Here is a 23,104-nt window from a genome sequence, read left to right on the forward strand (position 1 = left end):
GGGCGGCCCGGACCGCGGAGGGCCGCGGGACGGCTCCCGGCCCGTACGAGCCACTCGTACGGGCCAGGAGCCGGCCGTGCCGCCCGGGAGGCGCCGGTCAGCCCAGGCGGGTGAGCTTCGAGCCGAAGGACGGCTCGCTCAGCGCCTTCTGGAGCGCCACCGGGACCTTCACTGCGTCCGGCCCGGAGCCGACGACGAGCTCGCCGACGACGGTGCCGGCCTTGGCCGAGTGCGGCAGGGTCTTGTCCTTGGAGCCCTTGGGAGCCTTGGGCTTCAGGGCGAACTTCGCCTTCATGCCGCCCCAGCCGAAGCCCTTGACGTCCTTGGTGGCCACGACGGGCGTCTTCCCGCCGAGCTGGTCGTCCACATAGCCGACGACCTGGCCCTTCTTGACGACGGTGGCCTCCTGGAGGCCGTTCTGGACGGCGGTCAGCTGCTCGTAGCTGACGTCCTTGGCCATCTTCAGGGACATCAGCGCCTGGACGTCCGGGCCCTTCTTCCAGTGCTGGTCCATGGTGGTGCCGACGATCAGCACCTCCTCGTCGCCGAACCGCTTGCGGGCCGCCCACATCAGGGCGCCGCCGGCCGCGGTGGTCGAGCCGGTCTTGATGCCCAGGACACCGGTGCGCTTGAGCAGCAGGTCGTCGATGTTGCTGTTGATCTGCCCGCCGTCCTTGATCTTGGCGTTGGGCTTGGTGGTGATGGACCGGACGACGGGGTTCGTGATCACCCGCTCGGCCAGCAGCACCTGGTCGGAGGCGGTGCTGACGGTGGTCTTGTCGAAGCCGCTGGGGTCGGTGTAGGTGGTGCGCTTCATCCCCAGCTCCTTGGCCGCGTCGTTCATCTTCTTGACGAACGGGGCCTCGGACCCACCGGAGTCCCAGCGGGCCAGCTGGCGGGCGATGTTGTTGCCGGAGGGGATCAGCAGCATCTGGAGCATGTCGTACTCCGAGTACGTCTGCCCGGCCTTGATCCACTCGATCCGCGACTCGTCGCCGGAGCCGGCCTCCTTCTCCGCCTGGGCGTCGATCTTGATCATCGGTCCCTGCTCCGGGACGTCCTGCCCGCCCTGCTTCTTCATCTTCAGCGGGTGGTCGCGCAGGATGATGTACGCCGTCATGACCTTGGCCATGGACGCCGTCGGCACGGGCTTCTGGTCGCCGAAGGTGCCCAGGTCGCCGACGCCGACCACCTTGGCGGCGGACTGGCCCTCCTCGGGCCACTTCATGGAGAACTTCTCGCCGCCGAAGGTGTAGGCGGCCTGCTTGCCCAGCGACAGCTCCGTGTTCGGCAGCGGCCGGACGGCCTGCACCACACAGAAGACGATCAGCAGCAGAACCGCTATCGGCGTGTAGATCTTCAGCCGCCGGACGGTGCTGCGCACCGGGGTCTCCGGCGGCGGCGGGGTGTTGGTCAGCTGCGCCAGGAGGTCCAGCGGCGCCTGCTTCTCGCCGTCCGGGCCGACCGGCAGGGGCGTCTGCGTCGTCCGCTCGGGACCGTCCGGGCCGGCCGGCTGCTGCGGGCGCGCGGCGGGGGCCGCGGGCGCGGGCGCGGGCGCGGGCGGGGCGACCTTGACGGGCACGGCGGGCCGCGCCGGCTTCGGGGGCGCGGCGGGTGCGTCGTCCGACTTCAGCGGGACGAAGCGGCTCGCGCGCTCGTCACCGGTGGGCGCGCCCTTGGGCGGGGCGGCCGGGGCCTTGATCTTCGGGGTCTCGACCTCCGGCGCCTTGATCAGGGCCGTGGGCTGGTCGGAGGGGTCGGGTCCGGCGGAGTCCGCCTTCGCGGGGGCCGCCGCCTTGGCGGGCTTCTGCGCGTCGGCGACGGGCGCCTTCAGCAACGCGGTCGGCTGGTCGGCCGAGGAGGACCCCGACCCCGCGGCCTTCGGCGCTGCGGACTTCGACTCCACCGGCTTCGACTCCGCCTGCTTCGGCTTCGGCGCCTCGACGACCGGGGCCTTGAGAAGGGCGGTGGGCTGATCGGCGGAGGAGGCCGCCGAGCGGTCCGCGGCGGATGCCGCCGGCCGGTCGTCGGCGGAGGAATCCGCGATCGTCTCCGGACCGTCCTCGTCCGCGCTCGCCACCCACGAGGCGACGGCGGCCTTCAGCCGGTCGTCGCCCGCCGGGGCGGAACCGTTCTTCGGCCGGCCGGCGCCGGACACCTCCGCGGCGGCCCGGGAGGCGCCGTCCTTCGGACGGCTATCCTCCGCTTCCTCCCGCTTAGCGGGCTTTGCATCCGCATCGGTCCCGGTGGCCGCCGGACGCGCCCCGGCCCGCTCCGTGCGGGCGCCGTCGTGCCGCGGCGCCGCCTCGGAGTCCGGTTCCGCCGGCGCCTTCGGCTCCCGGAGCACCCCGAGCCTCGGGTCGTGCTCGCCAGCCGTCTCCCCCGACGGCTTCCCCTGCTCAGACTTGTCGGGGGACTCGCCCGCCACCGATGCCTCCTCGATTCCCGCGCCGTACGCCGAGGCGGGGCGACCAGCGCCCCGCTTCCCGGACATTCTCAACGTCTACCAGTGTCCTCTGCCGTCGGCGTGCCAGCGCGCGACCACCCGTCAAGCGGCCTCCGCTGCTTCACCCATGTGCAAGACGAGACGACATACCTACCGGTTCCCACCCGAAGCCACCACGCACTCTCGACAGACCAATGTGAGAGGGGTCACCCTGTCACTCATCCACGCGGGGAGGCATGGATGGGCAGGAGCCGCAGAACAATTCCGGAGGAGCTTCTGCTGCTCGCCCTGGACCCGACGACCGGGACCACGGCGCAGCCGCAGTCGCTCGACCTCGGTCTCGCCGGAGCCCAGCTAGTGGAGCTGGCTCTGGCCGGACGGATAGCCCCTGACGGGGATCGTATCGCCGTGGTGATGCCACGGCCCACAGGAGATCCGACCCTGGACACCGCGCTCGAACTGCTGCGACGCCGCGGCAGCCCGGTCCGCGCGGTGCACTGGATCGGCGGGCCCCGGCTGGGGCTGCGTCAGACGTACCTCACCCATCTGGAGCGGTGCGGCATGGTGCACGCCGTCGCGGGCCAGATGTGCGGGGTGCTGCCGACCACCCGCTACCAGGCGACGGACACGGCCATCAGCCGGGAGATCAGGGCCCGGCTGGACAGCGCGATCCGCACCGGCGTCCCGCCGGACCCTCGGACGGCCGCGCTGGCCGCGCTGGCGCACGCGGTCGGCCTGGGCAAGCATCTCTACCCGGGCAACGAGGGCCGCTCGTCCCGGTCCCGGCTGCGGGACCTGATCCGGCACGACCCGATGGGCGGGCTCGTGGCGCACGCCGTGCTCGACGTGCAGAACGGGGTGGCCCAGCCGCGCCGGTCCACGGCGGTGGCCGGTGGCGGGAACGGCGGCGCCGGGCGCCGGAAGGCATCCGTCCGGTCCGCGGTGGCCTCTGCTGAAACCGTTCCTCAGGCCATCCCGCCCCACGGCGGGGTGATGGCCCGCGCGGCGGCCTCGTGAGGCCGTGGCGGACGGCGGGAGCGCCTTCCGGTGACGCACGGGTTCCGGTGGCGCACGGGGCGGGCCCGGGGCCGGGTGACGCGGTGACGTGAGCGACCCGCTCGCCCAGTGGGGCAGGAGGCGATGACGCGGTCCGGCGCCGGGCCGCGTCCCCCTGTCGCGCCCTGCGCGGGGTGGCAGAACCTCCGCCACCCCGCGCAGGCGCGCCCGCGAACTTCCGCGCCCGGACGGCACCGTGACTCCGGTCGCCGTGACTGCGGTCGTCGCGAGAGGACGCTGTGTCGGCATTTTCCAGCGCCGCCCCGGCCGGTGGTGGCAGGCTGCGGGGACCAGGAGACAGCAGCATGACGGAGCCGGAGGTGCCTCCCGTGGCGTCCAGTGTCAACCCCACCGTAAGGCGGCGCCGATTGGGGCAGGAGCTGCGCAAGCTCCGTGAGCTCAAAGGGATGACGGCCGAGGAGGTGGCCGAGCGGCTCCTGGTCTCCCAGTCGAAGATCAGCCGGCTGGAGAACGGCCGCCGCAGCATCAGCCAGCGCGACGTCCGCGATCTGTGCGGGGTGTACGGGGTCGAGGACCACCGCATCGTCGATTCGCTGATGCAGATGGCCAAAGAGTCACGCCAGCAAGGCTGGTGGCATGCCTTCGGCGACATTCCGTACAGCGTCTACATCGGCCTGGAGACCGACGCGGCCTCGCTGCGGATCTACGAGGCGTCGCTCATCCCCGGCCTGCTCCAGACCCCGGGCTACGCCAGCGCCGTCACCGAGGGCTCATGGCCGGAGGCCACCGCCGCCGAGGTCGAGCGGCGCGTCCAGGTGCGGATGCGGCGCCAGGAGCGGATCACCGACCCGGTCAACCCGCTGCGCCTGTGGGCGGTCATCGACGAGTCGGCGCTGCGGCGCATCGTCGGCGACCGGGCCATCATGTGCGAACAGCTGGAGCACCTCGTCGACTTCAGCCTCCAGCCGCACATCACGGTGCAGATCCTGCCCTACGACGTGGGCGCGCATCCGGGGATGTACGGCAAGTTCTGCATCCTGGAGTTCCACGACCCGCAGGACGCCAGCACGGTCTACCTGGAGGGCATCACCAGCGACCTGTACCTGGAGAAGCCCAACGACGTGCAGGCCTACAGCGTGATGTACGAACACCTGCGGATGCAGGCCCTGAACGCCGAGCAGACCCGGCAGTTCCTGCTCAGCGTCGCGGACGAGTACCGCGACTGAGCGCCCCCGGGGCGGCAGCCGCCGAGGAGGCGGAACGGTACACCTGGTGCCGTCCCGGTGGGAAGAGTCGCCTGGAATATGCCATCCGGTCGAGTGAACAGCCCGTTCATCCGGTGATGTTGGCGCGTACCGTCGGTCGCACCTTCGGGAAGCCGGCGCTACCCCCGATTCGGACAGGCAGTACTCACACAGGCATTACTCACACGGCATCGGAGCAACACCATGGCAATGCAGCAGCCCATGTCCACGTGGCGGAAGTCCTCCTACTCCCTCAACGGCGACTGCGTCGAGGTCGCCTCCTTCGCCCCCGGGGCCGTCGCGGTGCGCGACTCCAAGGCCCCGCGCCGTGCCGAGCTCGGCTTCACGCCCGAGGCGTGGGCGGCCTTCATGACGCAGGTCACCCCCGGGAGCGAGTGACGCCCCGACCGGCACCCGCACGCCCCGTCCGCCCGGGCGGGGCAACCCCTGGGGAACGCGGGTGAGTTCGGCGCCACGGATCCGTCCACCGCGGCCGCGCACGGCCCATCGCGTCACCGGGCTGTCGTGTCACCGGCCCGTCGTCATCACCGGGCCGTCGCCCCCGGGCCCGTCGTGCGGCGCGCCCGGGCCGGGGCCCGGGGGTACGCCCATGACCGGGCCCGTCGCGGTCACGCCCTCGGGTAGCGCGCCAGCCAGGCGGCCGAGGAGCCGGCCGGGCCGTGCAGCGAGGCGCCCTGCGTCAGCTCCATGGCGAAGTCGTCGGCGAGTTGGAGGACGGTGGCCCGTCCCTCCAGCTCGGCGAGCCAGCCGGCGGGCAGCGCGGTCTCCCCGTGCAGCGCGCCGAGCAGGTTGCCGCAGATCGACCCGGTGGAGTCCGAATCCCCGCCGTGGTTGACGGCGAGCAGCAGACCGTGGCGCATGTCCTCGGCGACGAGCGCGCAGTAGACGCCCATGGCCAGGGCCTCCTCCGCCACCCACCCCTGGCCCAGCGACTCCACGCGCTCGGGCGTCGGCAGGCCCTGGCGCACCGCGCCCAGGGCCTGCCGGAGCGCCTCGGTGGTCTCCTCGTGCCCCGGGCGGCCGGCGAGCAGGGCCAGCGTCCGCTGGACGGCCGCGTCCAGCGACTCGCCGCGTGCGACGCCGTGGACGATGACCGCGAACGCCCCCGCGGCCAGCGAGCCGGTGGGGTGCCCGTGCGTCTGCACGGCGCATTCCACGGTGAGTTGGAGGACGAGCTCCGGTTCCCAGCCGACCAGGAGCCCGAAGGGGGCCGAGCGCATCACGGCGCCGCACCCCTTGGAGTCGGGGTTCCTCGGCTCCTCCAGGGTGCCCATCCGCTCGTCCGCGAGCCCGGAGAGGCAGGCGTTGCCGGGTGCCCGCCGGGAGTAGAGCCACTCCTCGCGGGCCAGCCAGCCGGCGTCCGGCTCCCGTTCGTCCGGCCCCCAGTCGCGCTGGGTGGCGGCCCACCGCAGATAGGCGCGGTGGACGTCGGTCGGCGGGTGCCAGGCGCCGGTGTCCCGGCGCACCTGGGCCCGTATCAGCCCCTCGGCGGTGAAGAGCGTCATCTGGGTGTCGTCGGTGACGGCACCCCGCCGGCCGTAGGCCGGGACGTAGTCCTCGACGCCCTGCGGGCCGTGCGCCGAGCGGATCGCCTCCAGGGAGTCGAACTCGATCCCGGCGCCGAGCGCGTCGCCGATGGCGCCGCCCAGCAGGCAGCCGCGCACCCGGGCGCGGAAGTCCTGCTGTTCGGCCCGGCCCCACAGGGGCGTCCCCGCACCGACGGTCGTGGTCACGTTCCGGCCTCCCGGCTCAACGGTCGCTGGTGACTTGCGGATTGCGGATTGCGGATGGTCCATTGCGGCGTACGGTCGGCACAGCACTGTAATCGACCGCCCGTGCGGGCTTACGGGGTCTTGGCCGGGCGGACGGTGTTCATGATCTTGTCGATCTCGGCCTCGGGGAGCGCGTCCGGGACGCCCTGGTCCGCGTAGACCACCCAGCCGTGGAACGTCCCGTCCGGCAGCTTCTGCGCGATGCTCTTCACGATCGCGGTCGGCGGCACGCAGGTGCTGGGCCGGTTGGTGACGGTGACCTTGGCCGTCGCCGTGTACCCCTCGATGCCGTTGTGCTTCCAGGGCGTCGCCCGGCTCACCTCGATCTTCGGCTTGTGGCTGCCCGTCCCTCCGTAGGCCATGACGCCCCAGTTGCCCGCCCAGTTGCGGGCGTTGTCCTGGAGCGTGCCGTCCGTGCCGCCGCCGGTGGTGCCGACGGTGGCGAGCTGGCCCTTGCCGGCCTCGCCGAAGGTGTCCGGGTTGGGGTTCGAGGCGCAGCCGCCCTCGTGGAAGCTGGCCGTTCCGGTCATCGCGACGACCGGCTTGCCCTTCTCGGTGTACGAGATCATCGTGTCGCCGGGCAGGAGCTTCCACTTGGCGTCCTTGCCCGGGACGTCGTAGCTGAAGCCGTGGCGTTCGTAGGTCTGGGTCTGCCAGCCCTTGGGGGGCTGGTAGGCGGACGCGTCCGGGGAGTTGGCGGGCGAGGAGCCCTCCGGCGTGCCCGGGGTCTGCGGGGCGGCCGACGCGCCCTTGTCGTCCCCCTTGGCCTTCTCGTCCTTCTTGTCGTCCCCGCCGGTGCCCAGCGCGTAGGCGAGACCGCCGCCGATGACGCCCAGCGCCACGACGCCGCCGACGACGGCGAGGAGCGTCTTGTTCTTACGGGGCGCGGGGGCGGGCGGCTGCGGCTGGAAGGACGGCCGGTGCTGCTGCGGCTGCTGCTGCTGTTGTCCGAACTGCGGCACCGCGCCACCGGCGGGTGCGGGCCCGGGCGGCGGCACGGCCCCCGCGCCGGGCACGGGACCCGGCGGCGGGGGCGGGGGTACGGCCGGTCCGCCGATCATCGTCGGCTGTGCGTGCCCCGTGCCGCCCTCGCCCCAGGTCGGCGGCGGGCCGAAGCCGCCCTGCGGGGCGGGCGGCGGGCCCGGCTGCGGGGGCTGACCGGCCGGGCCGGGCTGCTGGGGGTTGTTGTGGGGCTGTGGGGGGTTCTGGGGCCAAGACATGCGGGACACCCTATGCGCGGGACGGTCGCCGTCCGATCGAGGCCGTGCGACAGTCCCGCAACACTGCTGACCGACGCCCGGTCAGTCGTTCCCCAGCACCGGCAGCAGTTCCGGCAGATGGCCGTCCGACGCGACGGCGGCCTTCCACCGCTCCTCCGGCACCTCGCCGTACGTCGTCGTCCGCGCCCGCGACGGACGGCCCGCCGCCTCCGCGATGGCCTCCAGGTCGCGGATCGAGCGGTACGAGCCGTAGGACGACCCCGCCATCCGCGAGATGGTCTCCTCCATCAGCGTGCCGCCCAGGTCGTTGGCGCCCGAGCGGAGCATCTCCGCCGCGCCCTCCGTGCCCAGCTTGACCCAACTCGTCTGAATGTTGGGGATATGCGGGTGGAGCAGCAGCCGGGCCATCGCCGTGACGGCGCGGTTGTCGCGCATCGTCGGACCGGGACGCGCGATGCCCGCGAGATAGACGGGCGCGTTGGTGTGGATGAAGGGAAGCGTCACGAACTCTGTGAAACCACCCACGTTTTTAGAGATCGCAGCCTGCTGGATGCCCGCCAGCGTCCGGAAGTGCCCGAGCCAGTGCCGGGGCTGGTCCACATGCCCGTACATCATCGTGGACGAGCTGCGGATGCCCAGCTCGTGCGCGGTCTTGACGACCTCCACCCACGTACTGGTCGGCAGCTTGCCCTTGGTGAGCACCCAGCGGACCTCGTCGTCGAGGATCTCCGCCGCCGTGCCCGGGATCGAGTCGAGCCCCGCCTCCTTCGCCGCGGTCAGCCACTCGCGGATCGAAAGCCCGGTCCGCGTCGCGCCGTTGACGACCTCCATCGGCGAGAAGGCGTGCACATGCATCCCCGGCACGCGCTCCTTGACCGCCCGCGCGATGTCGAAGTACGCCGTGCCCGGCAGGTCCGGGTGGATGCCGCCCTGCATGCACACCTCGACGGCGCCGACGTCCCACGCCTGCTGGGCCCGGTCGGCGAGCTGCTCCAGCGAGAGGGTGTAGGCGTCGGCGTCGGTGCGGCGCTGGGCGAAGGCGCAGAACCGGCAGCCGGTGTAGCAGACGTTGGTGAAGTTGATGTTCCGCGTGACGATATAGGTGACCTCGTCGCCGACCACGTCCCGCCGCAGGTCGTCCGCGATCCCGCAGAGCGCGTCCAGCGCGGGCCCGTCGGCGTGCAGCAGAACGAGCGCCTCGGCGTCGGTCAGCCGCGTCGGGTCATCGGCAGCCTGCTTCAGCGCCGCGCGGACGTCGCCGTCGAGCCGCTCGGGCACCATCCCCGGCGCCGCGGCCTCCCGCAGCGCCTCCCAGTCGCCGTAGACCTCGTCGAAGTCGTCCCGGCGGTCGGCGGTGCGGCCCTCGGTGTCGATGGTGCGGTGCAGTTCGGTGCGCCCGGAGGGGACGAAGACCTCCTCGGGCTCCTGCCACGGCAGCCCCTTCACCTCGGCATCCTCGCGGGCCAGCCCCGTCTCCGGGTCGGCCAGCGCCCGCACGTGCGGCAGCACGCGCGGGTCGAGCCACGGCTCGCCGCGCGTCACGAACTCCGGGTAGACGGCGAGACGTTCCTTCAGGACAAAGCCCTCGGCGGCGGAGCGCTCGGCGAGTTCGTCGATCCGCGGCCAGGGGCGCTCGGGGTTGACATGGTCCGGGGTGAGCGGGGAGACGCCGCCCCAGTCGTCGATCCCGGCCCGGATGAGCCGTCCGAACTCCGCGTCCACCAGGTTCGGCGGGGCCTGGAGGCAGGCGGAGGGGCCCATGATGTGCCGGGCGACGGCGACGGTGGCGACGAGGTCGTCGAGTTCCGCGTCCGGCATGCCGCGCATCGCGGTGTCCGGCTTGGCGCGGAAGTTCTGCAGGATGAGCTCCTGGATGCCGTGGTAGGCCCGGGCGACCTTGCGCAGCGCGAACAGCGACTCGGCGCGCTCCTCGTACGTCTCCCCGATCCCCAGCAGCAGTCCGCTGGTCAGCGGCACCGAGCTGCGGCCCGCGTCCTCCAGGTGCCGCAGCCGGACGGCCGGGTCCTTGTCGGGCGAGCCGTAGTGCGGTCCGCCGGGCTCGCTCCACAGCCGGGTGGCCGTGGTCTCCAGCATCAGGCCCATGGACGGCGAGACGGGCTTGAGCCGCTGGAAGTCGGTCCAGGACATGACGCCGGGGTTGAGGTGCGGCAGGAGGCCGGTCTCCTCCAGGATCCGGACGGAGATGGCGCGGACGTACGCGAGGGTGTCGTCGTAGCCGTGCGCGTCCAGCCACTCGCGGGCCTCGGGCCAGCGCTCCTCCGGCTTGTCCCCCAGCGTGATCAGGGCTTCCTTGCAGCCCATCGCGGCCCCGCGGCGGGCGATGTCCAGCACCTCGTCCGGGGACATGAACATCCCCTGCCCGGCCCGGCGGAGCTTGCCGGGGACGGTGACAAAGGTGCAGTAGTGGCACTTGTCGCGGCAGAGGCGGGTGAGCGGGATGAAGACGCTCTTGGAGTAGGTGATGACCCCGGGGCGGCCGGCGGCCTCCAGCCCGGCGTCCCGCACCCGGGCGGCGGAGGCGCAGAGGTCCTCCAGGTCCTCCCCCCGGGCCCGGAGGAGGACGGCCGCCTCCGTGACGTCCAGCGCGACGCCGTCACGGGCCCGTTTGAGGGCTCTCCGCATGGCGTTCGCGGTCGGGGCCTCCGGTACGGGACGTTCCGGTACGGGACGTGATGCGCTCGAAGTCATCTCCCGAGCATACGAGCGGGCCGAAGTGACACCAGGGGAGATCACGCCTGACCGGTGTGGACCTGGTCACGCCAACCGGAGGCCCCCTCCGGGCCAGGTCGCCCCGGCCGACCGCCCGTCAGGGCCGGGGCCCCGCCCGGAAGGCGGCTCACAGGAACTCCGCCAGCGCGTCCAGCGCCCGCAGCACCTCCGCCTCCCCCGCCGCCGGCAGCCCCACCACGACCTCCTCGATGCCCTGGTCGGCCAGGTGCGCCAGCTTCCCCGCCGACGGGTGCACCGCGTACGGGATGACGACCGGTTCGCCCGGCCGCCCCGCCTCCGCCCAGGCCGCCCGCAGCCTCGGCAGCGACTCCCCCAACCCGCCCCCGCCGATGGGCAGCCACCCGTCCGCGTACTCCGCGACCGCGGCGAACAGCCCGTCCCCGGACGCCCCGCCGATCAGCGTGCGCGGCCCGACGAGCGGCGGCGCGCCCACCCGCTCGCGCGGCGGCAACAGCGGCTTGGGGTGCGCCCAGCTGGCCCGCACCGAGCCGAACTCCCCCTCGTAGGCCGTCGGTTCGGCGGCCCACAGGGCCCGCATCAGCGCCATCCGGTCGCGCACCAGCGCGCGCCGGGTGCGCCACTCCACGCCGTGGTCGGCGGCCTCCTCCACGTTCCAGCCGTAGCCGATGCCGAAGGTGAACCGGCCCCCGCTGAGATGGTCCAGCGTGGCCACCTGCTTGGCGAGGACGACCGGGTCGTGCTGGGCGACGAGGGCGACGCCGGTGCCGACCGCGATCCGGTGGGTGACGGCCGCGGCCTGGGCGAGCGCGACGAAGGGGTCGTGCGACCGGCCGTACTCCCGCGGCAGCTCCCCGCCCATCGGCGCGGGGGTGTCCCGGCTGACCGGAATGTGGGTGTGCTGGGGCAGATAGAGGCCCGAGAAGCCGCGCTGTTCGAGCTCGCGGGCGAGCCGGACCGGGGTGATCGTCTCGTCCGTGAGGAAGGCCGTGGTCGCGATGCGCATGCGGGAACCTCCGTGGCAGCCGGGAAGGCTACCCACGGTAAGCCCTGGAGCGTCACCTGTGACCCATGTCGAACGACCGACACACAACCGTCAACCGCCGGACGTTCCACCGCCCGCCTCCCGGGCGTACAACGGTCCCCGGAACGGAAGGCGACGAAGGAGTCCGCATGGACCGCCGGAACGTCCTGAAACTGACCGCTTTCGCCGGAGCGACGGGTGCCCTTACGCTCGGAGGCGTGACCTCCGCCCGGTCCGCCACCGGCGCCGCCGAGACGCACCGCATCACCGGCCGGCTCCCGGCCGGCGCGCCCGACTACGTCTACCTCCCCGTGGAAGTCCCGCGCGGCGTCCGGGAGATCGCCGTCTCGTACACCTACGACAGACCGGCCGTCCCCGCCGGCATCCACGGCAACGCCTGCGACATCGGCATCTTCGACGAGCGCGGCACCGGGCTGGGCGGCGCCGGGTTCCGGGGCTGGTCGGGCGGGGCCCGTACGGAGTTCTCGATCGGCGCGGAGCGCGCCACCCCCGGCTATCTGGCCGGACCCGTCCGCCCCGGCACCTGGCACATCGTCCTCGGCCCGTACACGGTGGCGCCGCAGGGCCTGGCCTACGAGGTGACGGTCACCCTGCGGTACGGACCGGCGGGCACCGCCCCGGCCGCGGTCTTCCCGCCGCAGCGGGCCCGGGGCCGGGGCCGGGCCTGGTACCGGGGCGACGGCCACCTCCACAGCGTCCACTCCGACGGCCTCCGCACCCCCGCGGAGATCGCGGCGGCGGCGCGGGCGGCCGGGCTCGACTGGATCGTCACCACCGAGCACAACACGACCTCCGGGCACGGCGCGTGGGACGGGCTGTGGGGCGACGACCTCCTTGTCCTCACCGGCGAGGAGATCACCACCCGCAACGGCCACGTCCTCGCCCTGGCCACCGACCCCGGCACCTTCGTCGACTGGCGCTACCGCGCCCGCGACGGCGTCTTCCCCCGCTTCGCCCGCGCCGTCCACCGCGCCGGCGGACTGGTCGTCCCCGCCCACCCGTTCGCGACCTGCCCCGCCTGCAACTGGAAGTTCGGCTTCGACGAGGCGGACGCGGTGGAGGTCTGGAACGGCCCGTGGACACCCGACGACGAGACCGCCGTCGCCGCGTGGGACGCCCTGCTGGCCACCGGCCGCCGCCTCCCCGCCATGGGCAACAGCGACGCCCACCGCGAACCCCAGACCGTCGGCCTGCCCCAGACCGTCGTCCTCGCCGACGACCTCTCGCGCCCCGCCCTGCTCTCCGCCCTGCGCGCGGGCCGCAGCTGGATCGCCGAATCGTCCTCCGTACGCCTCTCGTTCGGCGCGACGGGCTCGCACGGCGGCCACGCGGGCATCGGGGGCCACCTGGCCGACCCGGAGGCAACGGTCCGCCTGGAGACGGCCGGCGTACCGGCGGGCTGCACGGCTTCCCTGATCACGGACCAGGGCCCGATGCTGACCGCCCCCGTCCCGGCGGACGGCCGGCTGGAGTGGCGGACGACGGCGGCACGCGCGGCGTACGTCCGGGCGGAGGTGCGGCGCCCGGGCGGGGCGATGGTGGCGCTGACGAACCCGGTCTTCCTGGACAGCGGCCGGAGTTGACGGACCACCGCCACGGCCAGGCTCACCGGATGGCGGGCATGCGACCCGACCGCCAGTCGTCCACGCGTCGGCGGATGTTGTTCACCATGGGCAGGTCGTCCACATCGCCGGGGTCGAACCACCGGACGTCGGTCGACTCCTCGGACACGGCGATGGCACCGCTCACCGGGCGGGCGAGGAGACAGATGGAGAACTCCTGGCGCACTTCGCCGTCGTCGTAGGCGAAGACGTGCCGGGGGTCGCTGTACGTACCGACGATTCCGGTGATCTCCACGTCCAGCCCGGTCTCCTCCCGGGTCTCCCGGACCGCGCAATCCGCAAGGGATTCACCGAGGTTCATGGCCCCGCCCGGGAGAGCCCACATGCCGTTGTCGGATCTCCGCTGGAGCAGGATGCGTCCACGGCCGTCCACCACCACGACCGAGGCAGCGGGAACCAGGCTGTTGGCCGCAGGCGCTTCCGGGTCGTCCTCGAAGTCACGCCTGCCCATGGTCGTCGCCTCCCCATACCGGCGTCGCCTGGGACCACAGTTCTTCGACGTGGGCGGCGAAGCGGTCGAAGAGGCCGTCGTTCTGGTGTCTGCGCAGGTGAAGCGTGGGGGCGTCGTGGCCGACGCGGTGCGTCAGCAAAGGGGTCACGATCATCTCCTGGTCGAAGCGGAAGACGGACAGGTACGCGTGGCCGCTGCTGAACCGCGCCTCCACCCCGCCCTGCCCCTTGATCTTTTCCAGCTCGGCCAGCGTGACACGGATACGGGTCGAGAGCGTCAGCGGAACCTGCTCGTCCGCCTCCCGCAGCCGCGTCATCGCACTGTCGGGATCGCCCACGAGAAACCGTACGCGGCAGCCCTGAACGGCCTTGCGGCGCAGGGCGCTGCCGAAGCGCGCCTGTTCCAGCCACAGGAAGTAGTTGGTGTATCCGGCAAAGGTCAACTCCTGCTCTGCACGGGTGATCAGCGTCCGCCAGAGCGAGGCCGGGCAGGCGGAGCGGTACGGGTAGACGGAGACGACCTCGCGGTCCGGTCCGACCTTGAGGGCCTTCTTCGCCGCCGTCGGCCACAGCACCGATTCGTCCTCTCCCAGCGCGCCGCAGGCGGCCCATCGGTGGCGGGCGTGGGGCACACGCCCAGGCTCCGTAACCCACCTGCCCACCGTCTTGACGTCGACACCGCAGCGTTCGGCCAATTGCCGGTCGGTGAGGTGAGCTTGGGCCATGGCTCGGCGAAGAGCGTCATTCATGGCAAGCCTCCAGGACGTTTGGGACGAGTTCCGCTGTGCGGCCTTCCTCGTTCCTAACGGTCCGGGAACGGAGTGGGAACGCCCCGCGAGAACCGGAACCGTATGGCTGCGCCCGCAGACGTCATCCACCAGGACCCAAAGGAAGCTTCGGAGCACCATGTCCACTGCCGACAATTGCAGCCCCTCCCGCACGACGGGACCCCCGCCCATCACCCCGATGATGACCGGCGACATCGAGCCCCTCGACCTCGTCACCATCCGCGCCACCATCCGCCGCGCCCTGGCCGTACGCCCCCGCCCGCCCCGCGCCGCGGAGGTCCGCGAGATCACCGCCGCCCTGCGCGAGCACCTGCGACGCATGCTCCATGTGGCGCGCCAGCGCGCCGAGTTGACCGAGCGCGGCACCGGCGCCTGGATCCAGTGGACCGCCGTCATCGGCCGCGTCGAGGACGACCTCGCCCGCGTCCCCGCCCCCGGCAGAACCACAGCCGCGATGCACATGGACGACCTCGGGCGCACAGCCCGCCGCCTCGTCGACTGCCTCGACGAATGACCGGGACGCACCCGGGACCCCGCTCCCATGTGCCCGGGACACGGGTCTTCCTACGGTGACGTTCCCAGCCCGTCATCAGGGCGGGCGTCGTCGCTCGGGAAGGACGTCCCATGAGACAGAAGATCTTCGTGGCGGTGGCCGCCACGGGAGTGCTGCTGGCCGGTGCCGCGGGAGCGGCCGTCGCCGCACCCGCGCAGGAAGCCACCGCGACGACCGTCACCGTCGTCGGCAAGCAGCAGACGCAACGGCACGGCACATACGGGCCGTACCGCGACTACCGGTCGTGCTACAAGGCCGGTGAGTGGGGCCAACGCCACGGCTACTGGCACTCGTTCTCCTGTGACCGCGAGTACGACCAGTACCGCCACGTCTACTGGTGGCTGTACACGTGGTGAGGACAGCCGGGCGTCAACCGCGCGGCAGCAGGCCGCCGAACGGCCCGGGCCGCGGTCCTCCGGCGGTCAGGCGGAGCCTCTCCGTGAGGGACGGGCTGCGCAGCAGGTCCCCGGGGGTGACGAAGTCCGGGGCCGCCTCCTTGGCGCGGATCACCTCCAGGGCCTCGTCGGAGGGGAGCGGCCCGCCGTGGAGGGCGGCGCCGAACGCGGCCATGGAGGAGAGGAGTTGCTCGTCGGACGGGTCGGCCAGGCCGGGCGGCAGGGCCGCCGCGTAGGCGGAGACCAGCGGTGCGAGCGCCGCCTCCGCCGCGGCCGGGGAGAAGGGACCCGTCCTGGGGAGGGCCGGAACCGGCGGCAGGGCGGGCTGCGCCTGTGCCCAGTCCAGCAGCGTCCCGCCGGAGCGGGAGCCGTCCGCGTCCACCTTCAGCGCGTACGGCTCCGCCGGCCGCGCCTCGGCATGGCAGCGGAAGACGAACTCCGAGCAGATCATGGGCTGTCGGCCCCTCTCCGCCATGGCGTTCACGGCGGCGGCCGCCTGGTCCAGCACGGTACGGACCAACCGCCGCCCGCCCGGCGGCAGTGGGACGCGGCGGGTGACGCACAGCACGGCGAGCAGCACGATCTGCTGGTGCGCGTAGGACGTCCGGCCGGCGTCGAGGTGGCGGCGGGCGACGCCGAGGACGGGCGCCATGTCCGCGGGCGCGGTCAGGGTGCGGCCGACGACGAGGTCGTGGCCCTCGCGGGCCCGGGCGAAGGAGATCGTGTGCAGGCCCTCCCCGGTCACCTCGGCGAGGGTGCCGTCGCCGAGGGCCAGCGCGGCATGGCTGACCTCGGAGTCGTCCATGAGGCAGATGGCCCGTGAGACGGCCTCGGTGCCGCGGGTGAGGACGACGTCCCCGGGTCGGATCTGCTGGGGAAGGGACATGGGTGTTCCCGTCGGTCGGTGGGTGCGCGGAAGCTTCCGCTGCCCGCTCGACGGGCGCCTCAAGCGGCCCACCGGCAGCTGTCCGCCGTACGGGTGAACGGCCCCGGGAAGGATCAGCGCATCCCCCGCCGCTGCGCGGCCGACAGCACGAGCAACGCCACCGGCACAGCCACGAGAACACCCGTCGGCAGGACACCGGCCGCCGCCAGCAGGCAGCAGAGCGCGTACGGCAGCAGCATCGGGAGGAGTCGGACGATCACGAGTGGGCTCCTTCGGGGACGGCGCGGCGGGCCGCGTCCAAGTAGTCGGCCAGGTCGCGGTATTCGCCGGCGTCCACGGCCAGGTCGCCGGACATCGCCGCCGGGTCCTCGCGCCAGGCGCCCCGCACCCCGGCCGAGATCCCCGCGTCGCCGCCCGTGAACAGCGCGCCCAGCTCGTCCATCCGCGCCACCAGGCGCCGGACGGCCGCGTCCGCCGGCGGCACCCCGGACGCGCGGAGGCGTTCCGCGCGCCGGTACAGCTCCGGCCACTCCACCTCCAGGTGGTAGTGCGCGGCGGGCCCCAGGGCGGACGCACGGTCGCCCAACTCCCGTACGGAGTCGGCGTCGACGTGCCGACGGAGGACGCGCTCGCCGTCCGGCCCCGTCCGGCCGGTCGCGCGCAGCACGTCGAGGAGCGTGGGCAACGGCACTCCGCCGGTGGCGAGTTCGCCGTCGAGGGCCACCAGCCGCTCCCGCAGCGTCTCCAGCGCCGCGAGCGCGGACTCGACCTCGGTCAGGTGGTCGCGGACCAGACGCACGGGGTCGACGCCCGCGTCCAGGCAGGCGCCGATCGCCTCCAGGCCCAGCCCGAGGCCGCGCAGCGCCAGTACCTGGTAGAGGCGGGCGAGGTCGGACTCGGTGTAGGCGCGGTGGCCGCCCGCCGTGCGCCGGGAAGGGGTGAGGAGACCGATGGCGTCCCAGTGGTGGAGGGTGCGCACGGTCAGTCCGGACGCCTCGGCGAGCGCGCCCACTTTCCAGGTGGTGTGCATGGCCCGATCCTCCCTCCTCACGCCGCGTGAGGTTCAAGCCCGCCCGCGCGGGGCGGCCCCGGGTTCCCGCTCCCGCGCGCCGTTCCGGGGCCGGGATTCCGCGCCCACTATCGGGGCAGATGCCCAACAGAGAGGGAACCTCATGAAATCGAGGGCCTTCCGCCTCGCACCGGCGGTGGTGGCCACTGCCGGGCTGTTGTTCGCCGGTACGGCGGGCACGGCCGTCGCGGTCCCGTCGGACGACTCCCCGAGCCCGACCGGCAGCGCGACCGGCAGTGCCACGCCCGGCGACACGAGCAGCCCCCCGAGCGAACAGGAGGAGAAGCACGCGCAGCAGGAGACCGAGCAGCTCACGAAGGCCCACTGGGTGAAGCACGGCCACTACCCGAGCGAGCAGTCCTGCCGCAAGGCCGGCAAGGACGGCGTGGACCACCACAAGTGGCACGAGTACAAGTGCCAGAAGTCGTACGACCACGACGACTATCACTGGTGGTGGTGGCTCTACACCCGGTGAGTCCGGCGGGCGTGCCCTCCGCACCCCGGAGGGCACCTCCTAACGGCCGCCGCGGAAGAACTCCGGACTCCTCCGCCGCATGACCTCCATCAGCACGCCGCCGAGCACCAGCAGGCCGACCCCGATGACGAAGACGGCGCCGACCCCGAACACCGAACTGCCCGTCCCGTACGCAGGGTTCCACATGTCGTACAGCGTCTTGCCGAAGACGGCCGTCAGCAGCAGTCCGCCGAGCACGGGCAGGACGCCCTTGAAGAGCGCGTCGCGCGGCGAGCGGCGCAGTTCCGCGCGGAAGAACCGGGCGCAGGCGAAGGCGGTGATCGCGTAGTAGAAGCAGATCATGAGGCCGAGGGCGTAGATGGTGTCGACCAGCACATTCGCGCTGAGGAAGCTCATCACCGCGTAAAAGCCGCCGGTGGCGACGCCCGCCGCGACCGTCGCCCGGCCCGGGGAGCGGAAGCGCGGGTGGACGGCGGCGAAGGAGCGCGGGAGCGCGCCGTAGGTGCTCATGGCCAGCACGGTGCGGGCGACGGGCAGGAAGGTGGTCTGGAGGCTGGCCGCGGCGGAGGCGAGGACGGCGACGAAGAGGAGGGCGCCCAGGGCCCGGCCCATGACGGGTTCGGCGAGGGCGGCGAAGACGTTGTCCGCGGTCCGCGGGTCGGCGAGGTCCGCGCCGGCGTACCGCTGGGCGGCGATGCCGGTGAGCAGGTACGAGCCGATGAGGACGACCATGGCGAGCAGGGCGGCCCGGCCGGGCGTGCGGTCGCTGCCCTCCGTCTCCTCGTTGACGGTCAGGCACGCGTCCCAGCCCCAGAACATGAAGATCGAGAGCGAGAGCCCGGCGGTGAAGGAGGCGAAGGAGGGGACGGCGAAGGGGTTGATCCAGTCCCAGGAGAAGTCCATGGCCCGGCCCTTCGCCAGGGCCATGGCCACGAAGACGGCCAGGACGGCGAGTTGGAGGGCGACGAGCGTGTACTGCACGCCCTTGGTCGCGGTCATGCCGCGGTAACTGACCGCCGTGGCCGCGGCGATGAGCGCGAGGCAGGTGACGACGTGCACGGTCCGGTCGTCGTCGAGGGCCGCGACGCCGTCGCTGCCGGTGAGTTCGCCGAGGAGGAGGTAGAGGAAGGACGTGGCGACGCCGGCGAGATTGGAGAGGACGATGATGGTGGCGACGACCAGTCCCCAGCCGCACATCCAGCCGACGCGCGGGCCGAAGGCGCGGACGGACCAGGTGAAGGACGTACCGCAGTCCGGGACGGCCTTGTTGAGCTCGCGGTAGGCGAAGGCGACCAGGAGCATGGGCAGGAAGCCCGCGAGGAAGACGGCGGGCATGTGCAGCCCCACCTCGCCGGCGGTCGGGCCGAGGGTGGAGGTCAGGCAGTAGACCGGGGCGACGGTCGAGACGCCGATGACGGCGCTGCCGAGCAGGCCGACCGAGCCGCGGCCCAGACCTTTGGCACGGACGCCGTCGGCGCCCCCGGTGACGCTCGTTACCGTGTCCCCGCTCCGGGGAGGGCGCTCGCGCGCTGCTGCATCCGCCATGGCTGGGACGTTAGGTCCTGCTGTTTCCGTGAACGGAGGATTGCGCTCCCGCAAAGCCCCCTTAACTTGACGGCCGTACTCACCAGTTGGCCTGCCAATTGAAGGGTCGACGGGCGTTACGGCAGGTAACAGCCAGGTGGAACCCCCGAGTCGGGCAGGTGCGGAATTCGCAGCACTGCCCCTTTTGTCCTGGTTCAAAATTTTCCGCCGGGCCGCCACCGGGCCACCATCGGTCGGGTCCTCCGAAGAGGTCCGCATCACACCCTGGAGCATCCGACGTCACAATCCGGCCGTCCGCGCGCACCGCACAAATCGCCATGGACCCACCGGCGGCGCACGCCCGCGCCCCGGTCCGCCGCCGCACGGAACGACCGCCCCTCGCCGTCCCGCCGACGGATCCGGAGCCGTACAATGCCCGGTCCGAATAAGGCGAGTTGTGGCCGGTGGTCCTGTTCAGCCGGACACCGGGGGTCCGCCGGACACCGGTCCCGGCCCGGCCCGCCCCGGGGGAAGACACCGCTCCGGGGAGGCCCGCCGGAGCCCCGTACGGCACCGGCTCCCGGGGATCCATACCCCCGGGAGGTCCCCCCGGAGAGGGCCGGACCGGTGCTGACGCCGGGGGCCGGAACAGGGCAGACTGACCGGTGCCACCGAGGGGACGAGCAGGGGGTCACGATGGCCGGGGACACAGGGCACGAGCAGCGGTTGCGCTTCGCCGTGCTCGGACCCGTCCGCGCGTGGCGCGGCGACGAGACAGTGCGGACCGGCTCACCCCAGCAGCGGGCCCTGCTCGCGGCCCTGCTGCTGCGCGGCGGGCGGACGGCCACCGCGGCCGAGCTGGTGGACGCGCTGTGGGGCGACGACCCCCCGCACGCGGCCCTGGCCGCGCTGCGCACCTACGCCTCGCGGCTGCGCAAGGCGTTCGGGCCCGACGCGGACGTGCTGGCCAGCGAGGCGGGCGGGTACGCGCTGCGGACCGGCGTCGGCAGCCTGGACACCGACACCGCCGAACGGCTGGCCGCCGAGGCGGACAAGGCGCGCGCCAACGGCAACCGCGGCGGCGCCCGCGCCCTGATCAACGAGGCCCTGGCGGTCTGGGACGGCGAGCCGCTGGCCGGGCTCCCCGGCCCGTACGCCGAGACGCAGCGCGCCCGGCTGGAGGAGTGGCGGCTCGGCCTGCTGGAGACCCGCCTCGACCTCGACCTGGAGCTCGGCCACCACGCCGAGGCCGTCTCCGAGCTCACCGCCCTCACCGCCGCGCACCCGCTGCGCGAGCGGCTGCGCGAGCTGCTGATGCTCGCCCTGTACCGCAGCGGGCGGCAGGCGGAGGCCCTCGCCGTCTACACCGACACCCGCCGCCTCCTCGCCGACGAACTGGGCGTCGACCCCTGCCCCGAGCTCGCCGAGCTCCAGCAGCGGATCCTCAACGGCGACGCGGACCTCAACCTGCACCTCCCCGCGGACCGCGGCACCGCCGGCCCGGCCTTCATCCGCCCCGCCCAACTCCCCGCGACGGTCTCCGACTTCACCGGCCGGGCCGCGTTCGTCGACGAGCTCAGCCACCAGCTCGCCACCGCCGAGGGGCGGATCATGGCGGTGTCCGCCGTCGCCGGCATCGGCGGCGTCGGCAAGACGACGCTCGCGGTGCACGTCGCGCACGCCGCCCGCAACCACTTCCCGGACGGGCAGCTGTACGTCGACCTCCAGGGCACGGGCCCGGTCGTCGCGGACCCCGAGGCCGTGCTCGGCGCGTTCCTCCGCGCCCTCGGCACCCCGGACTCGGCGATCCCGGAGGGCCTCCAGGAGCGCTCCGCCCTCTACCGCTCGACCCTCGACGGCCGCCGCATCCTGACCCTGCTCGACAACGCCCGGGACGCGGCCCAGGTCCGCCCGCTCCTCCCCGGGACGGAAGGCTGCGCGGCCCTGGTCACCAGCCGGATGCGGATGGTCGACCTGGCCGGCGCCCATCTCGTCGACCTGGACGTGATGAGCCCCGAGGAGGCGCTGGTCCTCTTCACCCGGATCGTCGGCGAGGAGCGGGTGGGCGCCGAGCGCGACGCCGCCATGGACGTCGTCGCCGCCTGCGGCTTCCTCCCCCTCGCGATCCGCATCGCGGCCTCGCGCCTGGCGGCCCGCCGCACCTGGACCGTCTCCGTTCTCGCCCGCAAGCTCGGCGACGAGCGCCGCCGGCTGGACGAGCTCCGGGCCGGCGACCTCGCGGTCAAGGCGACCTTCGAACTCGGCTACGGCCAGCTCGAACCCGCCCAGGCCCGGGCCTTCCGCCTCCTCGGCCTCCCCGACGGCCCCGACATCTCCCTCGCCGCCGCGGCCGCCGTCCTCGACCTGGACCCCGACGAGACCGAGGAACTCCTCGAAACCCTCGTCGACACCTCCCTCCTCGAATCCGCCGCCCCCGGCCGCTACCGCTACCACGACCTGGTCCGCCTCTACGCCCGCTCCTGCGCCGAACGCGACGAACACCCGCCGCAGGAGCGGGAGGCGGCGATGTCGCGGCTGCTGGACTTCTATCTGGCGACGGCGGCGGGGGTGTACGTGCTGGAGCGGCCGGGCGATCAATTACTGAAGCACCTGACGCCCACCCGGCACCCGGGGCTGACGTTCACCGACCGCACTGCGGGGGCGGACTGGCTGCACACCGAGGCAGGGTGCATGTTGGCATGCGCACGACGGCACTCGTCGGACAGCGGAGAGCCGCTGAGGAAGGCCGTGGACCTGCTGCAGGCGCTCAACGACCTGATCGAGTCCGGCACCTACTCACGGATGTACGCGCAGGCGGCCACCGACCTGCTGGCCGCCACCCGGGCTTCGGGGGACGCCCGGGCGGAGGGCCGTGCGCGAACCATCCTCGCGCACGTCCACAGCCTCGCAGGGCGGTTCGCGGATGCCGATGAAGAGGCCGCGGAGGCGGTGCGTCTCGCGCACGAGTCCGGCGACACGTTCCCGCTCTGCCTGGCCTCCAACTTCCGCGCGATTGTCGGCATTTACCAGCAGCGGTACGAGGACGCCGAGACGCACTGCGTCCAGGCCCTGGACTCGTTCCGCAGCGACGGCAACCGCAACGGTGCGGCCAGCGCGCTCAGCAACCTCTCCCGGATCCACGGACACACCGGACGAACGGATTCCGCGGTCCGGCTCGCCGAGGAGAGCCTCGGCATCTACCGCGACCTCAATGTCTCGTGGCGGCTGGCCAACGGCCGCTACGCCTACGGCATGGCCCTCGCCAGTGCCGAGCAGCACGAGCGCGCCCTGGCACAGTTCTCGGAGGCCCTGTCCATTTTCCGGAGCAACAGGCAGCGGATGTGGGAGGGCTGGAGCCTCTACCGCATGGCGGAGATCCACCACGCCATGGGCAACCACGCCCAGGGCGCCTCCCACGCCGAGCAGGCGCTGGCCCGGTTGCGCGGCATCAGCGGAGAATGGCGGAGGGGCGACATTCTCGCCGTACTCGGCCACTGCCTCGACCGTCTCGGGCAGAGGGAGCGTGCCTACGCCTGCTGGGCGGACGCGCTGTCCGTGTTCGAGCAGCTGGGGTACGAGAAGGAGGCGGCCGAGGTACGCGGCCTGCTGAGGCCGGCCAACGCCTAGGCGCCCTCTGCCCGTGCCCTCTGTCCTCGCCCTCGTCATGCCGTCGTTCATCATTCGTTTATCGGGGCGCGCCATCCTTGGTGATGTCGATCCGTCGCGTCGGGGGGCAGACGGGTCGTGTGGTGCGCCACCACTAGGGTGAACAACCCTCAAACACCCGTCCGGAGGCCCTCGGGGGAGTCGCCGGGCGGGTGTCGCAATCCCCGTCGTACTGCACGACTCGCACTTTTCGATGGAGTTG

The 23,104-nt window shown here is 72.9% G+C and carries 19 protein-coding genes; 8 read left to right on the plus strand and 11 right to left on the minus strand.

The window, feature by feature from the left end:
• Nucleotides 1–97: 97 nt before the first annotated feature.
• Nucleotides 98–2,428, minus strand: a complete 2,331-nt coding sequence (locus AB8735_RS17005) for a D-alanyl-D-alanine carboxypeptidase (protein ID WP_372408247.1) — start codon at nucleotides 2,426–2,428, stop codon at nucleotides 98–100.
• A 258-nt stretch (nucleotides 2,429–2,686) separates the two neighbouring features.
• Here AB8735_RS17005 and AB8735_RS17010 point away from each other — a divergent pair, with 258 nt between their 5' ends.
• The 3 genes from AB8735_RS17010 (at nucleotide 2,687) to AB8735_RS17020 (ending at nucleotide 5,106) form a co-directional block, all read left to right on the plus strand.
• On the plus strand, nucleotides 2,687–3,463 hold the full coding sequence (locus AB8735_RS17010; RefSeq protein ID WP_344024123.1) for a GPP34 family phosphoprotein: 777 nt from the start codon (nucleotides 2,687–2,689) through the stop codon (nucleotides 3,461–3,463).
• A 368-nt stretch (nucleotides 3,464–3,831) separates the two neighbouring features.
• Nucleotides 3,832–4,689: a helix-turn-helix domain-containing protein gene (locus tag AB8735_RS17015; RefSeq protein WP_372411864.1), complete on the plus strand. Its 858-nt coding sequence runs from the start codon at nucleotides 3,832–3,834 to the stop codon at nucleotides 4,687–4,689.
• 222 nt (nucleotides 4,690–4,911) lie between these two features.
• Complete coding sequence (locus AB8735_RS17020) at nucleotides 4,912–5,106, plus strand: DUF397 domain-containing protein (protein ID WP_372408251.1); 195 nt, start codon at nucleotides 4,912–4,914, stop codon at nucleotides 5,104–5,106.
• A gap of 230 nt (nucleotides 5,107–5,336) precedes the next feature.
• On the opposite strand, the gene AB8735_RS17025 is transcribed toward AB8735_RS17020, so the two are convergent.
• From AB8735_RS17025 to AB8735_RS17040, 4 genes are all read right to left on the minus strand, one after another.
• Nucleotides 5,337–6,461 carry an ADP-ribosylglycohydrolase family protein gene (locus AB8735_RS17025; RefSeq protein WP_372408253.1) on the minus strand — a complete coding sequence of 375 codons (1,125 nt, stop codon included), beginning with the start codon at nucleotides 6,459–6,461 and terminating at the stop codon, nucleotides 5,337–5,339.
• A 110-nt stretch (nucleotides 6,462–6,571) separates the two neighbouring features.
• Entirely contained in the window at nucleotides 6,572–7,720 is a 1,149-nt protein-coding gene (locus AB8735_RS17030; protein ID WP_372408255.1) for a hypothetical protein, read from the minus strand.
• 81 nt (nucleotides 7,721–7,801) lie between these two features.
• Nucleotides 7,802–10,429 (minus strand): bifunctional FO biosynthesis protein CofGH, encoded by a 2,628-nt coding sequence (locus AB8735_RS17035; RefSeq protein ID WP_372408257.1) that lies wholly within the window; start codon nucleotides 10,427–10,429, stop codon nucleotides 7,802–7,804.
• A gap of 148 nt (nucleotides 10,430–10,577) precedes the next feature.
• A complete protein-coding gene (locus tag AB8735_RS17040; protein WP_372408258.1) occupies nucleotides 10,578–11,435 on the minus strand; it encodes a TIGR03619 family F420-dependent LLM class oxidoreductase in 858 nt (285 codons plus the stop codon).
• A gap of 167 nt (nucleotides 11,436–11,602) precedes the next feature.
• Between AB8735_RS17040 and AB8735_RS17045 the strand changes: the two genes are divergently transcribed.
• Nucleotides 11,603–13,057, plus strand: a complete 1,455-nt coding sequence (locus tag AB8735_RS17045; protein WP_372408260.1) for a CehA/McbA family metallohydrolase — start codon at nucleotides 11,603–11,605, stop codon at nucleotides 13,055–13,057.
• A gap of 22 nt (nucleotides 13,058–13,079) precedes the next feature.
• Here AB8735_RS17045 and AB8735_RS17050 read toward each other — a convergent pair whose 3' ends face one another.
• Together AB8735_RS17050 and AB8735_RS17055 are read right to left on the minus strand one after the other, a co-directional pair.
• Complete coding sequence (locus AB8735_RS17050) at nucleotides 13,080–13,547, minus strand: NUDIX domain-containing protein (protein WP_372408262.1); 468 nt, start codon at nucleotides 13,545–13,547, stop codon at nucleotides 13,080–13,082.
• Entirely contained in the window at nucleotides 13,534–14,178 is a 645-nt protein-coding gene (locus AB8735_RS17055) for an XRE family transcriptional regulator (RefSeq protein WP_372408264.1), read from the minus strand. The genes AB8735_RS17050 and AB8735_RS17055 overlap by 14 nt, the downstream gene beginning before the upstream one ends.
• A gap of 274 nt (nucleotides 14,179–14,452) precedes the next feature.
• Here AB8735_RS17055 and AB8735_RS17060 point away from each other — a divergent pair, with 274 nt between their 5' ends.
• Nucleotides 14,453–14,848, plus strand: a complete 396-nt coding sequence (locus AB8735_RS17060; RefSeq protein ID WP_372408265.1) for a DUF6415 family natural product biosynthesis protein — start codon at nucleotides 14,453–14,455, stop codon at nucleotides 14,846–14,848.
• A gap of 110 nt (nucleotides 14,849–14,958) precedes the next feature.
• Nucleotides 14,959–15,243 carry a hypothetical protein gene (locus tag AB8735_RS17065; RefSeq protein WP_372408267.1) on the plus strand — a complete coding sequence of 95 codons (285 nt, stop codon included), beginning with the start codon at nucleotides 14,959–14,961 and terminating at the stop codon, nucleotides 15,241–15,243.
• 13 nt (nucleotides 15,244–15,256) lie between these two features.
• Here the strand turns inward: AB8735_RS17065 and AB8735_RS17070 are convergent, their stop codons facing one another.
• The 3 genes from AB8735_RS17070 to AB8735_RS17080 form a co-directional block, all read right to left on the minus strand.
• Nucleotides 15,257–16,168 carry a hypothetical protein gene (locus AB8735_RS17070; RefSeq protein WP_372408269.1) on the minus strand — a complete coding sequence of 304 codons (912 nt, stop codon included), beginning with the start codon at nucleotides 16,166–16,168 and terminating at the stop codon, nucleotides 15,257–15,259.
• Between the two features lie 113 nt (nucleotides 16,169–16,281).
• A complete protein-coding gene (locus AB8735_RS17075; protein WP_344024102.1) occupies nucleotides 16,282–16,428 on the minus strand; it encodes a hypothetical protein in 147 nt (48 codons plus the stop codon).
• Nucleotides 16,425–17,198, minus strand: a complete 774-nt coding sequence (locus tag AB8735_RS17080; RefSeq protein ID WP_372408271.1) for a MerR family transcriptional regulator — start codon at nucleotides 17,196–17,198, stop codon at nucleotides 16,425–16,427. The genes AB8735_RS17075 and AB8735_RS17080 overlap by 4 nt, the downstream gene beginning before the upstream one ends.
• 142 nt (nucleotides 17,199–17,340) lie before the next feature.
• On the opposite strand from AB8735_RS17080, the gene AB8735_RS17085 reads away from it, so the two are divergent.
• The gene (locus AB8735_RS17085) at nucleotides 17,341–17,712 is read left to right on the plus strand and encodes a hypothetical protein (protein ID WP_372408274.1); all 372 of its coding nucleotides are present in this window, start codon (nucleotides 17,341–17,343) and stop codon (nucleotides 17,710–17,712) included.
• Nucleotides 17,713–17,751: 39 nt separating this feature from the next.
• Here the strand turns inward: AB8735_RS17085 and AB8735_RS17090 are convergent, their stop codons facing one another.
• On the minus strand, nucleotides 17,752–19,257 hold the full coding sequence (locus tag AB8735_RS17090; RefSeq protein WP_372408276.1) for an APC family permease: 1,506 nt from the start codon (nucleotides 19,255–19,257) through the stop codon (nucleotides 17,752–17,754).
• A gap of 675 nt (nucleotides 19,258–19,932) precedes the next feature.
• On the opposite strand from AB8735_RS17090, the gene AB8735_RS17095 reads away from it, so the two are divergent.
• Nucleotides 19,933–22,863, plus strand: a complete 2,931-nt coding sequence (locus AB8735_RS17095) for a BTAD domain-containing putative transcriptional regulator (RefSeq protein WP_372408278.1) — start codon at nucleotides 19,933–19,935, stop codon at nucleotides 22,861–22,863.
• Nucleotides 22,864–23,104 lie beyond the last annotated feature (241 nt).

The organism is Streptomyces luteireticuli, assembly GCF_041519305.1.
GTDB lineage: Bacteria > Actinomycetota > Actinomycetes > Streptomycetales > Streptomycetaceae > Streptomyces > Streptomyces luteireticuli.